The organism is uncultured Campylobacter sp. (assembly GCF_937981295.1).
Lineage (GTDB): Bacteria > Campylobacterota > Campylobacteria > Campylobacterales > Campylobacteraceae > Campylobacter_B.
Map to the genome: position 1 here is coordinate 19324 of NZ_CALJPC010000023.1, position 18661 is coordinate 37984.

Sequence of the window (18661 nt, forward strand, 5' to 3'; positions counted from 1 at the left end):
AATGCAGGATTTTTTCTTTAACTAAAATTAATTTTATTTAAATTTGGCTATAATCATCTCACTTTAAATCAAAGGATTTAACATGAAAAATTTAAAAGCTTTTACGATGATCGAGCTTGTTTTCGTCATCGTTGTTTTAGGCATTTTGGCGGGCATCGCAGTGCCTAGATTGGCCGCTACGCGCGATGATGCTACGATCGCTAAGATGCGTGGGGATATCGCCGCCATTAGAAGCGGACTTTCGCTAGTTAGAAGCGAGAATATGATGAGGGGCGTGACTACGTGGCCCGCTTTGGAGGGTTCGGACAATGCCACTCTTTTTGAAGGCGTTTTGCAGCAACCTATCTATCCTATGAGAGATGGCGGTAGGAACGGCTGGGCTTTGGTTACGAACGGCAATGCTAATGCAACATCTACATATAGGGCTAGCGTAGCAGGCAAGAGTACTACTTTTGATTACTATCCGACATCGGCTTTGGCTACGGCAGCGGGTAGAAACGTAGGTTCATTCGACTGCGATCACAAAGACGAGCTTTGCCAATCCTTAGCTCAATAGCTAAATGCTCTATTATGAAGTTGCGGTTTTGGGCGCCAGCCTAAAGCCGCTTACTTATAGTTCAAATTTTAAAATCCTAGCCTATCAAATCGTATCAGTCCCCGTAAAATCGAGCGTCAAATCCGCCGTGATCCTGCGTGAGGTTGCAAAGCCGAGTTTCAAAACCAAGGAAATTTCTGAAATTTCGCAGCTTAAATTTAGCTTGTTTCAAAGTACGCTTGCAAATTTTATCGCGCATTACTATGTTTGCGAAAAGGGCGTTGCATTCGGAATTTTCGAGCCTGCGAGCGAGACGACGCAGGACTTGCAGAATTTGCAGGAGGATCCCTCTACCGAGCGGAATTGCGCTTGCGAAAAAATTTCCGTTAGTAAGCCAATTTCCGCTTGCAAGCAAACTTCTACCCGCGAACAAAATTTTATTTCAGAGCAGAATTCCATCACCGCACAAAATTCTGCGCTCGACGATGACTTTAGTGCCATACAAAATTTCGCCTCAATCCAGAATTTTGCATTGACGAGAAATTCTACTATCTCAAAAAATTCTGTTACCGTCATAAATCCCGCCACTGCACCGAATTCCACGCAAAAGCAAAATTTGAAGCAGGCTCCAAATTCTACCTCGCAAAATTTAGCGTCAAATTCTACCTCCGCTCAGAATTCTATCCAAGAGAGGGACTTTGTCGATGAGCAAAATTCCGCCTCAATTCAAAATTTCGCATTGATTCAAAATTCTGCCGCCATGAAGACCGCCATAAATTTTGCTGCCGAACCCGATCCTGCACACAAACAAAATTCCGCCATCGCGCAAAATTCTATCCAAGAGCGGGATTTTACCGAGGGAGAGAATTTCGTTTCGATTCAAAATTCTACTTCAGCGCAAAATTCCATTTCAATTCAAAATTTCGACGCTGCGACACAAACTCCCGCTTCGTCGCTATCTCCACTTCAAATAGGTAAAATTCCAAACCTCACCCCCGCGCAGGAGCAAGCGCGTAAATTTGCTGAAGCCAACGAGACGTCGCTGATCTTCGGCGATACGGGCAGCGGCAAGAGCGAAATTTATATCGCGCTGATCGCACAGGCGCTTGCTGCTGGCAAGCAGGCGCTGTTTTTGATGCCCGAGATTTCGCTAACGCCGCAGATGACGAAGCGGCTACAGAGCTATTTCGGCGAGCGGCTCGGCGTCTGGCACTCCAAAATTTCGCCCAAAAACAAGCGTGAAATTCTAGCGAAATTTAACGCAGGCGAGATCCGGCTCATCGCGGGTGCCCGCTCGGCGCTGTTTTTGCCCTTTAGCGATCTGGGTCTCATCGTCGTGGACGAGGAGCACGACGACAGCTACAAATCCGCCGCCGCGCCGCGCCTAAATGCCCGCGACGCCGCGATTTTCGTCGGCAAAAAGCTTGGCATCCGCGTGGTTTTGGGCTCCGCGACGCCCGCGCTTAGCACCTACGCGAAGCAGCCGCACTTCCGCCTGCGCGGCACTTACTTTAGCAGCGCCAAGCGCTTCATTTTCGATGAGAGCGAGACGGGGCTGAGTCCCAAAATTTTAACCGAGATCGGGCGCAGCCTCGAAGCCGGCAAGCAGGCGGTCGTGTTTTTGCCGACGCGCGCGAACTACAAATATATGGTCTGCGAAAACTGCGGGCAGATCGTGCGCTGCCCGTTTTGCGCCGTCGGGATGAGCTATCACGCGGACGCTGCGGCGCTGAAGTGCCATTACTGCGGCTTTAGCACGTTTTACAGGGCGTCTTGCGAAAACTGCGGCGGCGAGGTGATGCAGGCGCGCAAGATCGGCACCGGCGAGCTTGCGGCACAGCTTGCGGCGCGTTTCCCAAGCGCCCGCATCGCAAAATTTGATCGCGACGAGATCACCACGCAGCGCAAGCTAGAGGCGCTGCTCAATAACTTCAACGCCCATAAAATCGACATTTTGGTAGGCACGCAGATGCTTAGCAAGGGGCACGATTACCACGGCGTGGATCTTGCGGTGATAATGGGGATCGACGAGCATCTGAGCTATCCCGATTTTAGGGCGCGCGAAAAGACGCTAGCGCTTGCGATGCAAGTGGCTGGCCGCGCGGGCCGCTCGGGGCAGGGCAGGGTCGTCATACAGACGCGCCAGAGCGGCTTTTTTAGGGATTATATCGAAAACTACGATGATTTTTTGCGCGACGAGGCGGAGTTTCGCGAGGGGCTCTATCCGCCGTATATGCGGCTTTTGCGCGTGCTGATCTCGCATAAAAATGAAAAGGCGGCGAGCGAGATAATGAACGCCGCGCTTGAGCTTTTGCGTCGCAAACAGGCGAGAGGTAGCGCGTTTGCATCGCATGACGGGCTGGACGCGAGGAGAGCAAATTTAAGCGCTTTAAATTTAGGAAATTCTGCGCAGCAGGGCGATAAGCAAATATCAAATTTTAAATTTCAAAGCTCGGATCTGCGCGCGAGCGATGTAAATTTAAACCGCCAAAACGCTTCAAATTTAAAAAATGCTGCGCAAATTTCAGCTTGTGACGCAGGCGCAGACAGCGTAAATTTAAAGCTCGAAAGAAACGGCGCCGCGCAAAATTTTATAAATTTAGCGGCCGAAAATACTGCCGAAAATTCCGCGCAGCATTTGAAAGAGAAGGCGAGCGAGAGCTTTGAGATCATCGGCTACGGCAAGGCGGGCATCGCCTATATCGCGTCGAAATTTCGCTTTGAAATTCTGCTGCGCGCTAGCTCGCACGTGCCGCTGATTAACGCTGCGCGCACGCTTGAGCATCTGCCCGTCGAGATCGATATGGATCCCGTAAGCTTCGGCTAAGCGCGATTTGGTAAATTTTATTCTATAAATTTGACCCGCAGAATTTTACGCGATACGCCGATGAATTGAGGTAAGAAAATAGATTTTGGCGGCGGTAGGTCTTGCCGTCTTATAATTTATAAAGGCAACGATTTGAAAAAACTACTTAGAAATTTTATGATTTTTGCGGGTTTTATCTTTATGTTATACACCTCCTATTTTCTATATTTTTATTCCAAAAGAGCCGAATATGCGGCTATTTTATTGCAAAAGGCGCTTAGGTATGAAGAGGAATTTTTTACTGAGAAAACACAAAATTTAGACCCGCTAGAGCAAACCAAGCTACGGCATGAGTTTGAAAAAGAGAAATTAAAATTAGAAAAATATTGCAGCGATGCCATAATAAACGGCGAAAATGGTCATTGCAAGGTTTATTACAACCTCGATTTCGATTATATCCATTTTTACGACGGGCGAAATCAAGATATCGCGCTGGGCTATAATTTTGATAACGAAAGCATCGAGTTTTATAAAAAGCTCGCAGATCATTATGATTACAAAGGCAAAAAATGCAGATCGCGCAGAGTGTATAGCGAGCACCATGCGACATTTGCGATTGATAATTTTGAGCATGCGACGTTTTGGTTGGGAGATCATGGCGAATTTACCCTAAAAGATCCATACATTCATGAGTGTGAATAAACTTGATCGGTAATTTTAAACACTGAAAGCCTGCCGTATAGATCGGCGGTATATGCATAAATTCATATTTGTGCGGATATGATAATATATTTTATACTTTGATTAAGTAATTATGTTGTATAAGCGTATAATGTTAGTAATGAAAAACGCTTTTAAGGCTTCAAAAGCTCATTTTAAGGAGTGAGGGATGCAAGTTCGTTTTATTTTAGCGATCTTGTTTGCCGTATCGTTCGCAAAAACGGATGATATAAAGCATCCATCGATGCCATGGCAACTGGAACCTATTTTATGGAAAATTCAAGATAAAAAAGTTGTAAGAAAAGCTCTTCACGAACCTATGATCCGGGGTGCAACTACCTTTAACGGCAAGAGTTTTTATTTTTTTACGATAGAAGATAATGCAACGCTCAAAAAAGAATATGAAGAGCATTTATCAAAAGAAAGAGACTTCTGCAACGACTTTTACGATGATCTGTTCGAGTGGAAAAATATAAATATAATAAACCCACTGGTTTTTGATACGACGGATTACAACAACCCAGTTTTAAAGAAAAATATGGGCGATTGCTGGTATATGGATATGAATAAAACGATTAAAGACGGCTTTAGCGGGCGCGGATTTACATTATATAAATTTGATAATAAGCTTTTGTATATTATGATTTATAAAACCACTCCTTATATATATCAGACGGATGATTTCGCAAATCTTGCTTACATTTTAGATCCCAAAGAGTGTAGTAAAATCACAAAAGATCCTCGTAGCAGGGTAAATTTGGAGATTCCAGGCAATATCATATATAAACGGCGTCTGTTTTATGCCGAACCGATACGTTATAAAGATATAGACTATCTACTTTTCATAGATTTTGACAATACGGATAGCGGACAACTATTCAACGTCACAATCAGGAAATTTAAAGACGGTATTTTACAAATGCCTGTTTGTAGCAATTCATACGTAAATACGAAGCTTTATCGATAGGGGCGGTTATGTGGGTTCATATTTTCATCTTAATGATCGCATTCGTACTATTTGCGAATGCAAACGATGTAAGCGATACGGAAATTCCTTTTGATTTAAAAATAGCTTTATGGAAAGCTAATGATAGGAAAGTAGTAAGAAACAATCCTTCCGGTATGGTAGAAGGAGAAACCACTTTCAACGGAAAAACCGTTAGCTTTTGGCAAATAGATAGAAATGCAACGCTCAAAAAAGAGTATGAAGAGCATTTATCAAAAGAAAGAGACTTCTGCAACGACTTTTACGATGATCTATTCGAATGGAAAAATATAAATATAATCAAACCTCTGGTTTTTGATACGACGGATTACAATAACCCCGTTTTAAAGAAAAATATGGGCGATTGCTGGTATATGGATATGAATACAACGATTAGAGACGGCTTTAGCGGGAGAGGATTTACGTTATATAAATTTGATAATAAGCTTTTGTATATTATGACGTATAGAGAAGATTTTCGGCAATACGAGATGTCTTTTGCAAATTTTATGTATATTCTAGATCCGCAAGAGTGCAGTAAAATTATAAAAGACCCCTCATACGATTCATATTATAGCAGGGCAGATTTTGAGGATTATCGAAACAAGATCGCAGGAGATACCCTGATTTATTTCGGACCGATAAAATATAAGAGCGAAGATTATCTACTTTTTATCGATTCCGTAAATTTAATAAACGGTCTTAAAGCGGTTTTTATTAAAATTAGCAAATTTAAAGACAAAGTTTCGCAAACATCCGTTTGTAGAAATTTGTATTTAAATACGAAAATTTACCATTAACGAGTAAAACATGCAATGCATTCAGTTGCCGTTGATAACTTTAAGTATGCAAAATTTTGGTTGGGAGATCATGGCGAATTTACCCTAAAAGATCCATATATTCATGAATGTGAATAAAATCTATTATGCTTAAAGCGAAAGGATAAATCCGCTAAAATGCCTATAAATGGAGCAATATGAGAGTATTAAAATTTATTTTTATAATAGCGACGTCTATTTTGTTTTGTTATGTGGCGGAGGAGCTTATAAATTATTTGATAATTAAGCCGCGCATTCCTATGGAATTTACCGATATAAATTTAACTAAAGCCGGCAATAAAGCGGAATTATATATAAATAACAAAGATGATAAAATTTGTAGATATTTTACTTTGGATTTTGTCTCATACGATTACGATAGAGATATGAAGCTCTTGGATGATGAGTTCGCAAATACGTATATAGGAGGGGAATACGACGTGAACGAAACGCTGCTGCGCGGTACCAAAATACCGCTAAGTCTAAAGATATACAAAATAGATAATGAGCCGAATAAATTTGGACGCGGAAAGGAGTATTTTTATTATAAGTTAAAACCCGTGTTTGCAGAGGTGAGGAATTTACGCCCCGCGTATATGCAAACGAGTATTTATAGGGGCGAGAAACACTATGACGCATATAGTGCGACGATCGCCTGCACGCCCTTACAAAAAGGTATGTATAAGGTAGAACTAGAGAATTTACAAGATTTGCCTATTTTTTCGAATGTAAAAATTTATTTTACTACGAAAGATAGCGGCCTTAAATATTAAGAGGGCTGCAAGAAAAGGTATTTGATAATTGCGATGTAGAAGCTAGTTCGTACAAACCTTTGTTTCTAGGCTTTTTATTTTGCGTTTGTAATAAAAATATTAAGCAGCATTTAATCCGCTGCACAATACAATATATCGTAAATATAATTTGAAATTTAATGAAAATGCAGTTAGATTTTGTGCGCCCATTCGCACTTTGCTGATATCGAGGGTAGCCGCTAAGTCTAATTACCGAACTTGCGATAGCATGCGCTTTTTGGGCTACCATCTATGTTTATTTAAAGGAACACAATGAAAAATCCGCTTCGTTACGTGGATTATTGTAATGATCTAATCAAATTCGGCTTTGCTAAAAAGCATAATTTTTTAGCTATGATTGCCGTATTTTCTATGGTTCTTATGCCTATATGTTTTTTAGCTGCTTATGCAGTTGCACCTAGTGAGAAGTCCTTACAAAATCCATATATTTTCTCCGGAACAGTAGAGAAATTTTTTAGATTTCATAGTTATAAAAGCGGTAATGGTTGCAAGATATCCGTAGCGGGAAATGGCAAAATCTTTTCTTGGGAATTTATCGACTTTCATATTGATACAAACAAATACGACTATGAAGAAAAATACTTTTGTGATTTTATATTTAGTAGATACATTAATAATAAATGCGTAATCTTAAAAATGATCAATCTTCATATCGTAGAATTTGGAGATTGTGATAATAAAGTAATCATCGAAGTTGATCTTAGGCAAAATTTCTTTGAACAAAAACTCTTTTTATTCAGCGGAATTATCTTGGCGCTAGTTTTATTTTTTACATTTTTTCAACTAAATAAAGCATATAAAAATTCATTAAAAGGGGCATAAATATGTCGTATAACGTTTCCGCAATATCTGATGCGATAAGAATTCTACTTAAAAATACGCGCAGGAATTCATTCTGCTAACGTCAAATAAACTTTTTTAATATATATCGCAAAATTTTTCTCACTCATGCCTCGACACTTCAAATTTATTGCTCGAATATAAACTTTACTTCGTGATCCATATAGAGCTTACCGCGCAGCTTGCTATCCGCAGCGCTTACTCCTCGTTTCCCTCCGTTCGCACGATCAGGCTTTTTGGAAGGCGAAATTTCTCGATGATCTCGCACTCTTTGGCGCGCATCTGCCCGTCGTCGCTTTCGTGATCGTAACCTAGCACGTGCAGCAAGCCGTGCGTAAAAAGCAGCGCCGTCTCGTCATCCCTGCCGTGCCCAAGTTGCGCGGCTTTCAGCTCTACGAGGTCTAAATTTATCACGACCGAGCCGAGCAGCGCGGGGGCGAAATTCCCGACGCCAAAATTCTCATTCTTTAAATTTTCATCGCCAGAACTTTCGCCCTCGGAATTTTCAGAATTTATGGTATTGGAATTTTCACTCGCAGAATTTGCGGCGCTTGTATTTTCACTAGCGGAATTCGCGACGCCTGTATTTTCGCCAGCGGAATTCACAGCGTCTAAATTTTTATCGCCGCTGTTTTCATTCGCGGAATTCTCTTCGCTAAAATCCTCGCCGAAGCCTGCAAACGCCGCAGGATCGAGTGGGAAGCTCAGCACGTCGGTCGCCTTATCGATGCCGCGCGTTTGCGCATTTAGCTGCCGCATCTCCTCGCCGCGCACGAAAATTAGCTCGACGCTCCCGCCGCCCAGCTCCGCCGCGATAGCGTCCAAAATTTCGGGATAGGGCTGCTCGCAAAGTATCATTTTTACCCCTCTTTTATAAAATTTTCGTATAATTTTAGCAAAAAAAGGATGAAAATGAGAGCTTTATGCGTGATCAGCGGCGGCATGGACAGCGCGACCTGCGCCTATATCGCAAAGCGCGAAGGTTATGAGATCGTGGCGCTGCATTTTGACTACGATCAGCGCACGATGGGCAAGGAGCGCGAGTGCTTCGGTAAAATTTGCGACGATTTAGGGGTCGCAAAGAGGTTCGTTTTAGACGCTTGCTTAATCGCGCAGATCGGCGGTAACGCCCTTACGGACGGCGCTTTGCCGATCAGAAAGGGCGCGGCGGAGCTTCGCGGCGCGGCAAATTTTACCGGCACCGAGATTGATAGCGCGACAAATTCCAAGAGCACCCGCCTAGAAGGGCAAAATTCTATCGAGGCAAATTCCGTCGCCGAACTAGACAGGCAAAATTCTATTGCAGCAAATTCTATTAATGCCGAGATTAGCGGGCAAAATTTTACCGCGTCAAATTTCTCGGCGAGCCCTGCGGACGCTATGCTTGATGCAGATTTGGCGCGAAATAGCGGCTGCGTGCAGAGCGGTGAAATTTTAACCCAAGGCGGTGAAACTTCACTCGGGGACAATGAAATTTCACCGCAAGGCAGTAAAATTTCGACTCAAGGCGGCAAAATTTTAGCCCGCGACGACAAAATTTCACCGCAAGACGGCGAAATTTTACCTCAAAGCGGGGCTGAGCCGCAGCAGGGCGATAAAATTCCACCCAAGCACACAGAGGGTGAAATTTTACCACAAAGCCAAAACAATCAAATTTTACCGCCAAGTCAAAGCGATAAAATTTCACTGCCAAGCGGCGAGAGTGTGTTTTCGGATCTGCCGAGCACCTACGTGCCGTTTCGCAACGGCGTGTTTTTGAGCGTCGCCGCCGCCCTTGCCGAGAAGGAGCGCTGCGACGCGATCTTCATCGGCGTGGTGCAGGAGGATAGTAGCGGCTACCCAGACTGCAGCGCGGGCTTCATCGGCGCGTTTGAGCGAGCGCTCGATCTGGGTACGAGCCGCGACTTCCATCCGCGTATCAAAACCCCGCTCGTGCACCTTAGCAAGGCGCAGATCGTTTCGCTGGCGCTTGAAATCGGCGTGCCGTTAGAGCTTACGTGGAGCTGCTACGAGCGCGAGGACGCTGCGTGCGGGCTTTGCGACAGCTGCCTGCTGCGGCTTAAAGGCTTTGCAGGCGCCGGCGCGAAAGATAAAATCCCCTACGCGATAAAAATTTAGACGTGCCGCGGCGAAATTTACCGAGCCCGCGTAGCTCGACGTGTCATCGCAGCGCCTGATATGCGCGGGTTTTGAATACGTAGCGCCGCACGATTTGTGGCGGGATTTCAAACATACGGCGGCGGCTTGTGCTTTGGCGCGCGCCGAGCCGCGGCTGTAAATTTAAACTACGCTTTGAAATTTTAAAAATTTTAACGAGAGCGTTGCGCACGGTTCAAAGCAAAAGTTAATTATAAATTTAACTCCTATGCTTATATTTAGTAGCGCGCAGGCGGATATAAACATATCGCGGTATAATCCGAGAATTAAATTTTAAGGAGTGGAGAATGGCGTTTGAAAATGCAATCATCACCAAAGAGGATGATGAGAAGTACGGGTTGAGCAAAATTTTTTATCAATATAGTCCGTATCATGAAGAACTACCTAGAAATTTTGTTGTTGATAGACAAAAAGATATTTGGTTTCTTTTAATTAAAAGACTACCAAATGAAGGGTATGATTATGGTTATGGGAGCAAAAAGCTATGGAGGCTTTATATTCAAGGAAATAATTTAGATATTCTTTTGGACTACGAATATGATCAAGAAGTGGATGGACGCAAATTTCAAAGGGTGTGGAAAATTATCAAGGTAAATGTTATAAATTCTATTATTCCAGATAATGAAGTTATTAAAATATTGAGAGATATTTTGATTGATTTTAAATTTAGACCAGGCTGGGAGGATAAGGATGATTTTAGTGTAGCGTTAATAGATGTAAGAAAGGAAAAATAAAATGGCATTCGTAGCAGAATATATCTCTAAAGAGGATATTGAGAAATATGATATTATAAATCGTGTAGATCAGTGCTTGGCAAAATATCATTATAATCCACAAAAACCCTATCAAATGAAGTGGTTAGACTGGGTCATCGACAGGCAAAGAGATATTTGGCTTATCTTTGTTTGTAGCCCGCATCTGCCTGATCCAAGAGACGGATATACCGGAGAGGAGATTTGGCTGCTTTATTATAAAGGTAGAGAAATCGAGCTTGATATAAGGCGAATTTATGATGAGACAACGAGTAAATATTTCACGGAAAATCCATTTAAGGTCAAATATAAATTCCAAAGCGTAAATTCTGATGTTGGGGATATTTCGATAGACGAGCTTTATAAAATTTTAAATGAAGCCTTGTCTGAGTATGGTAGCGGCGGTATTGAAAATAGGGAATATGTTCCAAAAGATCATGAAGTCGTAACTTTTTTGCACGATTAAATATAAAGGATAAAAAATGACAAATGAACAAGCAAAGAAGATTTTGGCAGATATAGCGAATGACAAGGATGTGCGCACCAGTAGCGGCGCCAAGGTAACCGCTGAAAATTTTGAGAAATTTTTTCTAAACGATATGGTTGGGAGACTAGGCATTAAAAGCGAAGGCGATATCTACGAGCATATAAGCGAATATAAATATGTCGTAGATATAATTAAATATTAAATTTAAGGAGTAGAAAATGGCGTTTGTTGCGGAATATATTTCTAAAGAGGATATTAAGAAATATGGAGTTATTGACATAGTAAATAGCTCCAGAGCAAATTTTGGTGAACTTCCATTGGGCGATCAACGTATAGAGCAGCTTGATTGGGTCATCGATAGGCAGAGGGATATTTGGTTTATCTTTGTGTGTGATCCGCACTTGCCGGATCCACGAGATGGATTTACGGGCGAGGAGATTTATATTTTATGTTATAAGGGTAATGTTATCGAGCTTAATATAAGGCGAATTTATGACGAAACTACGAGTAAAATGCTCGTGGACAACCCGTTTTTTATCAAATATAAGCTGGAAAATATCAATTCTAGTCTTGACGGAATTTCGTTAGATGAGCTCTATAAAGTGCTTAATGAAGCTTTGATAGAATATGGCGAAAGTGGCATACACGGTAGAAAGTTCCTGCCAAAAAAACATGAAGTCGTAACTTTTCTGCATGATTAAGAAAGGATAAAAACGACAAGCTAACAAAGCCGATCAAATTTTAGCAGATATTGCAAGCGACAAGGACGTGCAACGTTAGCGGTACCGATGGCGGTGCGAGCACGAAAGGAGTTTAGCAAAACGTGGCGCGAGCTTCAAGCGCGATATGTAAATTTAAAGCGAATTTAATCCAAAATCCAACCGTGAGCGAGCGCGAGATAAAATTTTATTCAAACGCCCAGCGCGTAAGAAACCGCTAGCGGACGCAGACTATTTGTAAATTTTAAAATTTCACTCAAACGCCGAGCGTAGATTTAGATGCGGGATGATCTCAAGCTCTGCGGGTGCCGTAAATTCCTTTTTACGCAGCTTTTCTATCGCCGCGCGCGCGATCATAGCGGCGTTGTCGGAGCAAAATTTCATCGGCGCGAAAAGTATCTCGCAGCCCGCCCGCTCGCACAAATCCGTCAAAAGCCCGCGCAGATGCAGGTTTGCGCTTGCTCCGCCCACGACGCCGAAGCGCGCAAATCGGCGCAGCTCAAAGACCCGCTGCAATTTATCCAGTATGTGCGCGCACGCCGCGTCCTCAAAGCAGCGCGCCAGATCGCGCATCGCCCGCTCATCTAGCTCGCCCGCCTCTTTTAGCTTTTCGATCTGCACGCGCACGGCGTTTTTAAGCCCCGAAAAGCTATACTCTAGCCGCCTATCGCCCTTCAGCGGCACGGGCAGCTCAAACCGCGGCTCGCCCCCTTTTGCGAGCTCCTCGATGAGTGCGCCGCCCGGATAACCAAGACCTAGCATTTTGGCGACCTTATCGAAGCTCTCGCCGAAGCTGTCGTCGCCGGTGGTCGCTAAAATTTCGATACCCCCCGCAGTGTCGATATCCAAAACCATCGTATGCCCGCCGCTAACGAGCAAAACGCCCATCGGAAATCGCGCCTCGCCGCCTAAAAACAGCGAGTAAACGTGGCCTATGAGATGATTTACGCCGATGAGTGGCAAATTTAGCGCGAGCGCGAGCGCTTTTGCCATATTCACGCCGCCGATCAGGCTCACGCTGAGCCCCGGGGTATTGGTCGCTGCGACGGCGCTAAGCTCGCTAAAATAGGGCTTTGCGCGCTGCAAAATCCGCGGCAGCGCCTCCGTATGCAGCCTCGCGGCAAGCTCGGGCACGACGCCGCCGTATTTGGCGTGATCGGCCTCCTGGCTTATTTTTTCGTAAAATTTCAGCTCGAAACTGCGCTCATCCATCACCGCGACCGAGCTGTCGTCGCAGCTGCTCTCAATAGCAAGTATCACACAAAATCCTTAAAATTTTTCGCTCATTATACTCAAAAATCGGCTCTGCGGCGCGGATGAAATTTTAAAATTTAAAACGGCGCGCTTTAAATTTTGTCTTTATCGCGACATACTTCCGCTCGCGGGGCTAAATTTTAAAATTCGCCGTTCGGCTCGGTCGCGGTACGCTAGCGGAATTAAATTTAAAACGCGCCGCCACCACACCATGTTTGCCGCTACGATGCGCTCCGTATCTGCCGCGGCGGATAAATTTTAAATAGATGAAATTTTGGCAGTTGAAATTTAGCGGGCAAATTTAAAAAGGCCTTTGGATTTAAAGCTCCAAAGGCCGTTACGATTAAATTTAGCGGTAAATTTAAAGGCTAAATTTCGGGCTCTTGCTCCTGTTTTTTCTCGCCGCTTGGGATCGCCGTATCGTACCAATCGAGCTTGCGCGTAAAATACATAACGAGCGAAATCACCGCAAAGATCATCAGACTTCCCATTAATAGGGCGTAGTCTTCGGAATTTAAGATGACATAGAGGATCGCATATGAAACGAGCTGAACGCAAGTGATGAAAATGCCCCAGCGCGCGCCTTTAAAAATCGCGCTCGCGTAGAAAAATACTATCGCGCTGACCGCGATCGCCGAGATGGCGTAGCTGATCGCAAAGCCGATGTGTTCGGAGAGCGAAAGCACCAGCAGGTAAAAAACGACGTCCTCAAGCCCGATGAGTAGATACTGGATCGGGTGGATGCGCTCGTGAGTGTAAACCTCGCACAAAAAGATCGCTAAAAACGGCACCGCTAAAAATAACAGAGCGTAATCCGTGCAGCGCTTAATCAGCGAGTAGTTATTCACAGGCTCGATGAAGCCGATGCTTACGGCGTCATTTCTATCGTCGTTGCTGCGCCAGTTCGTCATAGCGACGCGGTCATCTTGATCTGCAAGCCACGCAGGAGCAATGCCTGCGGCTAAGCCTGTAACTTCCCACGAAGCTTTAAAACCGCTAGCGCTTACCTCGCGCGATTTGGCGATAAAGCCGCCGCCAAAGCTAGGCGATGCCCAAGTAGAGCTAATTTCAAAACGGCTATTTTGCGCGATCGGAGCTAGATGAAGTGCCTCGCCGCCTTGGATTTTAAGCGTACCGCTGATGCTAAAATCAGACGACAGCGCGGAAGCGGGGAGCTTGTAGATTAAACTCCGATCGAAAATTTTAGCTTCAGTGTTTCCGTGATATTGCTTAAGCTCCTTGCCGTTTAAGCTTAAAGCGGGGGAGGCGGTGAAGGATTTTTGATTGCCTACGCCGAGCACTAGCACGGCTTCGTCGAAATTTAGCCGCGCAGGATCGACGCCGAGCTCGGTATAGTTTATCGCCTCAAAGTCCGCCTTAAGCGCAAAGTCGCCGTTATATATCGGAACGCGAAAAATCCCGCGCTTTAGATAGGTGGGGTCGATCTCCGCCGCAAGGGAGTAGTTTTTAGGCACGATGATGAAATTTTTCTCTACGCGCCTTTTTACGAGCTCGTTGTTGCTTTTGTCTATCGCTTCGATTATCTCTGCGTAGGGCACTACGATCGCAAGGCCCTGGATTTGCAGCTCACCACCCACCGGCGTGAGGATTGAATCCTGCGCGAGCTGCTTGGTTTCGGAGCGCGAGTAGGTGAGGTTATCGATAAAGCTTAGCGGGATTAGCAGCAGCAAAAGCAGCACTAAAACGATGAAGGGTTTCGTCCAAAACGCCCCTCGGATGGCGTTTTTAGTATAATTTAACAAAGGCTCTCCTTTTAAGTAGAATTTAAAACAGAATTTTAACGATGAAGAGTAAACGGACGGCGCTTGAAGCGGGAGGAATTTTATAAATTCTAAACGAGTTTCGGATGTGAAGCGCTGCGGATATCGCTTTGAATTTTGGGAATTTCGCCGCAAGCTAGAATTCTATTTTGAATGAGAATTTTGCTATTCGCAAGAATTTTACGAGAAAAATTTTTGTTAGTAGAATTTAAAAGCTTGAAATTCAAAGCCCTTGGAATTTCAAATTTATAAAGCCCTTGGAATTTTGAAATTCCAAGGGCTTTGAATTTTTAAAATTTCGCCGCTTTAGCGTGCAAAATTTCGTGCCGTCATCTCGCGTAAGCTTTAAAATTTATACGCCACGCTTAGCTTGAAATTTCGTCCCGGCTCCCAGTCGATAGCGTTTGAATCACCGGTGAAATCGGCGCTGCGCTGCGAGTGCGACGCGTAGGCTTTATCAAAGAGATTGTAAACGCCCGCGTTGATCTCAAGCCCTTTAAATTGCCCGCTATCCGGAGCGTAGGTCACATATAGATCGTGAACCGCGTAGCTAGGCACTTTTGTTTTTTTGTCGCTATTTGCGGAGGCTACGTTTTTGGAGTTGAAAAAGAGCAAGTTATAGCCCAGCAGTAGATCCGCCACAGAGATTGCGTATTCGGCATTGAAGGTGTATTTATCGCCATAGTCGCGGTAGCCGATGATGTTTGAGCTTAGATAGCCCGAGCCGCTGCGCACGCGGTCTTTATATTCTACGTGCTGGTGGGTGTAACCCGCAGCAAGGCTCAAATCATCTAATATTAATCTTGCGAAAAGCTCGACGCCGTCAATATCCGCACCGCCTGCATTAGCCCTGCATAAGGTGCCCTGCGCGCCTCCCGGGCAGCCGACGATTCCGCCCGCCGCATTGTTATCTACGATGAGATTTTTATACTCCGTCCTGAAGTACTTAGCGGTTAGGCTTACCGAGGAATTCTCTCCTAGCTCGCTTTTGTAGCGACCGCCTATTTCGTAGGCGTTACCCGTAGTGGCTTTTAAATTTTCATTGGCCATCCAGCTTAGCGGTCTGCCGCGACTAGTACCCGCAGCCATCATGCTCTCCATTACGTCAGGTCCTCTAAATACTCGCGCATAGCTCGCAAACGCCCCAAATCCTGCGCCGATCTCGTAATCAAGCGCCAAGGCGGGGCTTACTTCGTCAAATTTATATTTGTAGCTAGAGATATTAGCGCCTCTACCGTTGTAAGTCTTTAGCTCGTGCCTTTCGTAGCGCACGCCAGGAGTTACCGTAAGCCCGCCGTAGCGCATAGCATCCTCGATATAAAAGCTATAATTATCGACCTTCTCGGGGCGTAGATTGCCGGGCTTAACGTAGTTTTCGGAGCGGTAGTAATCAAAGCCGTAGCGTAGCGTATGAGCCAGATCGCCCGTTTCAAATTTACTCTTAGCGCCGATTTTGCCGCCCTTGGTCTCGACGCCCCATTTTACATTTGTCGAGGTTGATCCGATGCGCTGATGCTTGGTGTAGTATCCCGTGATGTCGAGTTCTAGCAGGTCGCTTGGATTATACGTGTATTTGATCGTGTGTGTATCGCGCTCGTATTTGCGGTTATCCAGCTGCCCGTTTAGCCATGAGCCGAATTCCGGGCGCAAAGGATACAAGCCTTTATACTGCATATGTTCGGTAGATAGCGAAATTTTATGAAAATCCAAAAAGCTATAGCCCGCTTTTAATAAATAATTTATATCGTTGCCATCGCCGCCCGTAGGTTTGCCGTTGCCCGATTCGTCGAAGCCGTATCCGTAGTGCTTAAACGCAGCAAGCATATCTAGGCTATCAAACGCTTTGCCGTAGAGCATCGCACTTTGCGAATAGCCTTCGTTATTGCTCGTATAGCCCACTTTGAGCTTGGCGCCGATATCCTGACCGTCCTCAAGCATGTCAGAAGCGTCTACCGTCCTGAAGGCAACTGAGCCGCCCAAAGCGCCCGAGCCGTTCACGACTGAGCGCGCGCCTACATCGACCTCTACGGCTTTGAAAGATCAGGATCGATTAGTAAATCGGCGTTGTGATGAAAGGTATTGCCGTTTTGCTTCGCGCCGTCAATCGTGATATTTAGACCGCGATCGCTCACGCCGCGCATATAAATTTTTTGATTCATGCCGTTGGTGCCGCCCACATAAACGCCTGGGATGTCGCGAAATACATCTTTGATGAGCGTAGCGTTGCGAGTATTGATTTTGACATCATCCACGGTGCTAGGCGTGCTAGAATCGCTAGTAACTTCGATTACGCCTAGGCTTTGCGTATTTGAATCCTTGCTTTTGGACGCGTCCGTAGCGCTTGATTTCTCGTCTGCTTGTGCGCTTAAGCAAAGAACCGCGCACAAGGACAAAGCCAGATAAAATTTTTTCATACGAAACTCCTAAATGATAATGAGATTAAAAAATGGCGAATAATATAAAATTAATCCTTTATTTTATATTAATTATCAAGACATTTTAAAATCATTAAAATTCTATCACCGAATGCTTTATTATCATTAAATAAAGCTAAATGATAAAATATAATTTAAATATCGATCATCAAAATTTTAGTAAAAATTAAATCTACTTTTGATAAAATCGCTCATTTTTTGGCAAGGCACTTTGCTGAATTTATAAAAATTTTTAAAATTTTTAAGGAGAGCTTATGGGCATTATGGAATTTTTGGCGCATTACGTGGATTACATTATCTTTGCGATCCTCGGATTTATGAGCTTTTTAGTCGTGTGGTTTACTATCGAAAGGCTGCTTTTTTATTCGAAGGTTAAGGCGAGCGATTACAAAAGCAAGGCGCTATATGAAGAGGCTCTGACAAAAAATTTAACGACACTTTATATTGTTTATTCAAATGCTCCGTACATCGGTCTTTTAGGTACTGTCATCGGCATTATGATCACATTTTTTGATATGAGTACTGCAAGCGGTATCGATACCAAGGCTATCATGCAAGGTCTCTCGCTTGCCCTTAAAGCTACGGCTACCGGTCTAGTCGTCGCCGTACCTACGCTCATCATCTACAATGGCTTTGTTCGCAAGGTAGATGTGCTTCTAAACCGCTACGATGAGGTTAAATAAATGAGCATTCCTAGACGAGACGGGCTAAATATCGTCCCGTTCATTGACATTATGCTGGTGCTGTTAGCGATCGTGCTTAGTGTCTCGACTTTCATTGCGCAGGGGCATATCAAGGTAAATCTTCCATCTTCTTCAAGCTCGCAAAACCCGCAAGAGGATAAAAAAGTTACCATCAAAGTGGATAGCGAATCTAAAATTTATCTAGACGATGTCGCAATAAGCGAGGATGAGCTTGAGAAAAAAATTGCCGCTCTCGATAAAAACGATCTTGTCGTGCTAAAAAACGATAAAGACTCGAAATTTGCCTCTTTCATTTCTATCATGGATGTCCTAAAAAAGGCGGGCCATGAAAAATTTGCGATCGTGACCGAAAAAGAGCAATGAATAAAGATAGCGCAATAGGCTTCATCGTATCTTTGGTGCTGCATTGCATCATCGCTGTGGGTGTTTTTGCTCTTTTATCGTCGGCACCGAAGCCGCCTAGCATGCCCGATATGATAGCTTTTTCCATCGATAGCATAATGGATGATGCCAAGCAGGGCGATATCTCCGATGAGCCCAATATCCCGCCTCCTTCCGATCAGTCCGAACCGGATCCTGAGCCAGAGCCCACTCCGCCGGAGCCCGAGCCCGAACCGGAACCAACTCCGCCTGAGCCGGAGCCAATACCGGAGCCAGAGCCGATTCCTGAACCGGAGCCTATACCAGAGCCTGTAGTCGAAAAACCAAAACCGGTCGAAAAGCCTAAGCCAAAGCCGGTAGAAAAACCAAAACCGATCGAAAAACCTAAGCCGAAAAAAGAGCATAAAGTTCAAAGCAGCGATAAGAATTTAACGGCGAAATTTGATCCGACAAAGCCTATCTCTCTGGGTAGCGG

Annotated in this window: 18 protein-coding genes and 3 pseudogenes; 16 read left to right on the forward strand and 5 right to left on the reverse strand. The window is 44.5% G+C overall.

The window, feature by feature from the left end:
* Positions 1 to 82 precede the first annotated feature (82 nt).
* The 7 genes and pseudogenes from Q0135_RS02215 to Q0135_RS02245 all read left to right on the forward strand — a co-directional run bounded on the left by Q0135_RS02215 (position 83) and on the right by Q0135_RS02245 (position 7498).
* Positions 83 to 556, forward strand: coding sequence for a prepilin-type N-terminal cleavage/methylation domain-containing protein (locus Q0135_RS02215; protein ID WP_297987909.1), 474 nt, complete (start codon positions 83 to 85; stop codon positions 554 to 556).
* A gap of 955 nt (positions 557 to 1511) precedes the next feature.
* Positions 1512 to 2852, forward strand: a pseudogene (gene priA / locus Q0135_RS11390) (primosomal protein N'); the annotation flags it as partial.
* Between the two features lie 642 nt (positions 2853 to 3494).
* Positions 3495 to 4043, forward strand: coding sequence for a hypothetical protein (locus Q0135_RS02225; RefSeq protein ID WP_297987913.1), 549 nt, complete (start codon positions 3495 to 3497; stop codon positions 4041 to 4043).
* Between the two features lie 337 nt (positions 4044 to 4380).
* Positions 4381 to 5028 carry a hypothetical protein gene (locus tag Q0135_RS02230; protein WP_297987914.1) on the forward strand — a complete coding sequence of 216 codons (648 nt, stop codon included), beginning with the start codon at positions 4381 to 4383 and terminating at the stop codon, positions 5026 to 5028.
* An 8-nt stretch (positions 5029 to 5036) separates the two neighbouring features.
* Positions 5037 to 5846: a hypothetical protein gene (locus Q0135_RS02235; RefSeq protein ID WP_297987916.1), complete on the forward strand. Its 810-nt coding sequence runs from the start codon at positions 5037 to 5039 to the stop codon at positions 5844 to 5846.
* A gap of 176 nt (positions 5847 to 6022) precedes the next feature.
* Entirely contained in the window at positions 6023 to 6637 is a 615-nt protein-coding gene (locus tag Q0135_RS02240) for a hypothetical protein (protein WP_297987918.1), read from the forward strand.
* A gap of 291 nt (positions 6638 to 6928) precedes the next feature.
* Positions 6929 to 7498: a hypothetical protein gene (locus Q0135_RS02245; protein ID WP_297987919.1), complete on the forward strand. Its 570-nt coding sequence runs from the start codon at positions 6929 to 6931 to the stop codon at positions 7496 to 7498.
* Positions 7499 to 7714: 216 nt separating this feature from the next.
* On the opposite strand, the gene ybeY is transcribed toward Q0135_RS02245, so the two are convergent.
* A complete protein-coding gene (gene ybeY, locus Q0135_RS02250) occupies positions 7715 to 8374 on the reverse strand; it encodes an rRNA maturation RNase YbeY (protein ID WP_297987920.1) in 660 nt (219 codons plus the stop codon).
* Between the two features lie 48 nt (positions 8375 to 8422).
* Here ybeY and Q0135_RS02255 point away from each other — a divergent pair.
* The 6 genes and pseudogenes from Q0135_RS02255 to Q0135_RS02280 form a co-directional block, all read left to right on the forward strand.
* Positions 8423 to 8677: pseudogene (locus tag Q0135_RS02255) on the forward strand (7-cyano-7-deazaguanine synthase); the annotation flags it as partial.
* Positions 8678 to 9181: 504 nt separating this feature from the next.
* Positions 9182 to 9634 (forward strand): annotated as a pseudogene (locus tag Q0135_RS02260) (7-cyano-7-deazaguanine synthase); the annotation flags it as partial.
* Positions 9635 to 9960: 326 nt separating this feature from the next.
* Entirely contained in the window at positions 9961 to 10407 is a 447-nt protein-coding gene (locus Q0135_RS02265; RefSeq protein WP_297987921.1) for a hypothetical protein, read from the forward strand.
* 1 nt (position 10408) lies between these two features.
* Entirely contained in the window at positions 10409 to 10891 is a 483-nt protein-coding gene (locus Q0135_RS02270; protein WP_297987922.1) for a hypothetical protein, read from the forward strand.
* Positions 10892 to 10907: 16 nt separating this feature from the next.
* Complete coding sequence (locus Q0135_RS02275) at positions 10908 to 11114, forward strand: hypothetical protein (protein ID WP_297905384.1); 207 nt, start codon at positions 10908 to 10910, stop codon at positions 11112 to 11114.
* Positions 11115 to 11130: 16 nt separating this feature from the next.
* Positions 11131 to 11613 carry a hypothetical protein gene (locus Q0135_RS02280; protein WP_297987923.1) on the forward strand — a complete coding sequence of 161 codons (483 nt, stop codon included), beginning with the start codon at positions 11131 to 11133 and terminating at the stop codon, positions 11611 to 11613.
* Between the two features lie 270 nt (positions 11614 to 11883).
* On the opposite strand, the gene tsaD is transcribed toward Q0135_RS02280, so the two are convergent.
* The 4 genes from tsaD to Q0135_RS02300 all read right to left on the reverse strand — a co-directional run bounded on the left by tsaD (position 11884) and on the right by Q0135_RS02300 (position 17080).
* A complete protein-coding gene (gene tsaD / locus Q0135_RS02285) occupies positions 11884 to 12891 on the reverse strand; it encodes a tRNA (adenosine(37)-N6)-threonylcarbamoyltransferase complex transferase subunit TsaD (protein WP_297987924.1) in 1008 nt (335 codons plus the stop codon).
* Positions 12892 to 13253: 362 nt separating this feature from the next.
* Positions 13254 to 14648 (reverse strand): cell envelope integrity protein CreD, encoded by a 1395-nt coding sequence (creD, locus tag Q0135_RS02290; protein WP_297987925.1) that lies wholly within the window; start codon positions 14646 to 14648, stop codon positions 13254 to 13256.
* A gap of 363 nt (positions 14649 to 15011) precedes the next feature.
* Complete coding sequence (locus Q0135_RS02295; protein ID WP_297987927.1) at positions 15012 to 16664, reverse strand: TonB-dependent receptor; 1653 nt, start codon at positions 16662 to 16664, stop codon at positions 15012 to 15014.
* A 26-nt stretch (positions 16665 to 16690) separates the two neighbouring features.
* Complete coding sequence (locus Q0135_RS02300; protein ID WP_297987928.1) at positions 16691 to 17080, reverse strand: Plug domain-containing protein; 390 nt, start codon at positions 17078 to 17080, stop codon at positions 16691 to 16693.
* A gap of 284 nt (positions 17081 to 17364) precedes the next feature.
* Between Q0135_RS02300 and exbB the strand changes: the two genes are divergently transcribed.
* The 3 genes from exbB to Q0135_RS02315 form a co-directional block, all read left to right on the forward strand.
* A complete protein-coding gene (exbB, locus tag Q0135_RS02305) occupies positions 17365 to 17784 on the forward strand; it encodes a TonB-system energizer ExbB (RefSeq protein ID WP_040304198.1) in 420 nt (139 codons plus the stop codon).
* A complete protein-coding gene (exbD, locus tag Q0135_RS02310; RefSeq protein WP_297882886.1) occupies positions 17785 to 18168 on the forward strand; it encodes a TonB system transport protein ExbD in 384 nt (127 codons plus the stop codon).
* The coding region (locus Q0135_RS02315; protein ID WP_297987931.1) for a hypothetical protein at positions 18165 to 18661 on the forward strand (497 nt) is incomplete at its 3' end. The genes exbD and Q0135_RS02315, both read left to right, overlap by 4 nt.

What these genes read in the sequence shown, in the direction of transcription:
- Q0135_RS02240 (WP_297987918.1), top strand. Translation starts at nt 6,023, where the DNA reads ATGAGAGTATTAAAATTTATTTTTATAATAGCGACGTCTATTTTGTTT.
- Q0135_RS02235 (WP_297987916.1), top strand. Translation starts at nt 5,037, where the DNA reads ATGTGGGTTCATATTTTCATCTTAATGATCGCATTCGTACTATTTGCG.
- Q0135_RS02245 (WP_297987919.1), top strand. Translation starts at nt 6,929, where the DNA reads ATGAAAAATCCGCTTCGTTACGTGGATTATTGTAATGATCTAATCAAA.
- exbD (WP_297882886.1), top strand. Translation starts at nt 17,785, where the DNA reads ATGAGCATTCCTAGACGAGACGGGCTAAATATCGTCCCGTTCATTGAC.
- Q0135_RS02215 (WP_297987909.1), top strand. Translation starts at nt 83, where the DNA reads ATGAAAAATTTAAAAGCTTTTACGATGATCGAGCTTGTTTTCGTCATC.
- Q0135_RS02265 (WP_297987921.1), top strand. Translation starts at nt 9,961, where the DNA reads ATGGCGTTTGAAAATGCAATCATCACCAAAGAGGATGATGAGAAGTAC.
- exbB (WP_040304198.1), top strand. Translation starts at nt 17,365, where the DNA reads ATGGAATTTTTGGCGCATTACGTGGATTACATTATCTTTGCGATCCTC.
- ybeY (WP_297987920.1), bottom strand. Translation starts at nt 8,374, where the DNA reads ATGATACTTTGCGAGCAGCCCTATCCCGAAATTTTGGACGCTATCGCG.
- Q0135_RS02300 (WP_297987928.1), bottom strand. Translation starts at nt 17,080, where the DNA reads ATGAAAAAATTTTATCTGGCTTTGTCCTTGTGCGCGGTTCTTTGCTTA.
- Q0135_RS02270 (WP_297987922.1), top strand. Translation starts at nt 10,409, where the DNA reads ATGGCATTCGTAGCAGAATATATCTCTAAAGAGGATATTGAGAAATAT.
- Q0135_RS02275 (WP_297905384.1), top strand. Translation starts at nt 10,908, where the DNA reads ATGACAAATGAACAAGCAAAGAAGATTTTGGCAGATATAGCGAATGAC.
- Q0135_RS02280 (WP_297987923.1), top strand. Translation starts at nt 11,131, where the DNA reads ATGGCGTTTGTTGCGGAATATATTTCTAAAGAGGATATTAAGAAATAT.
- Q0135_RS02230 (WP_297987914.1), top strand. Translation starts at nt 4,381, where the DNA reads ATGATCCGGGGTGCAACTACCTTTAACGGCAAGAGTTTTTATTTTTTT.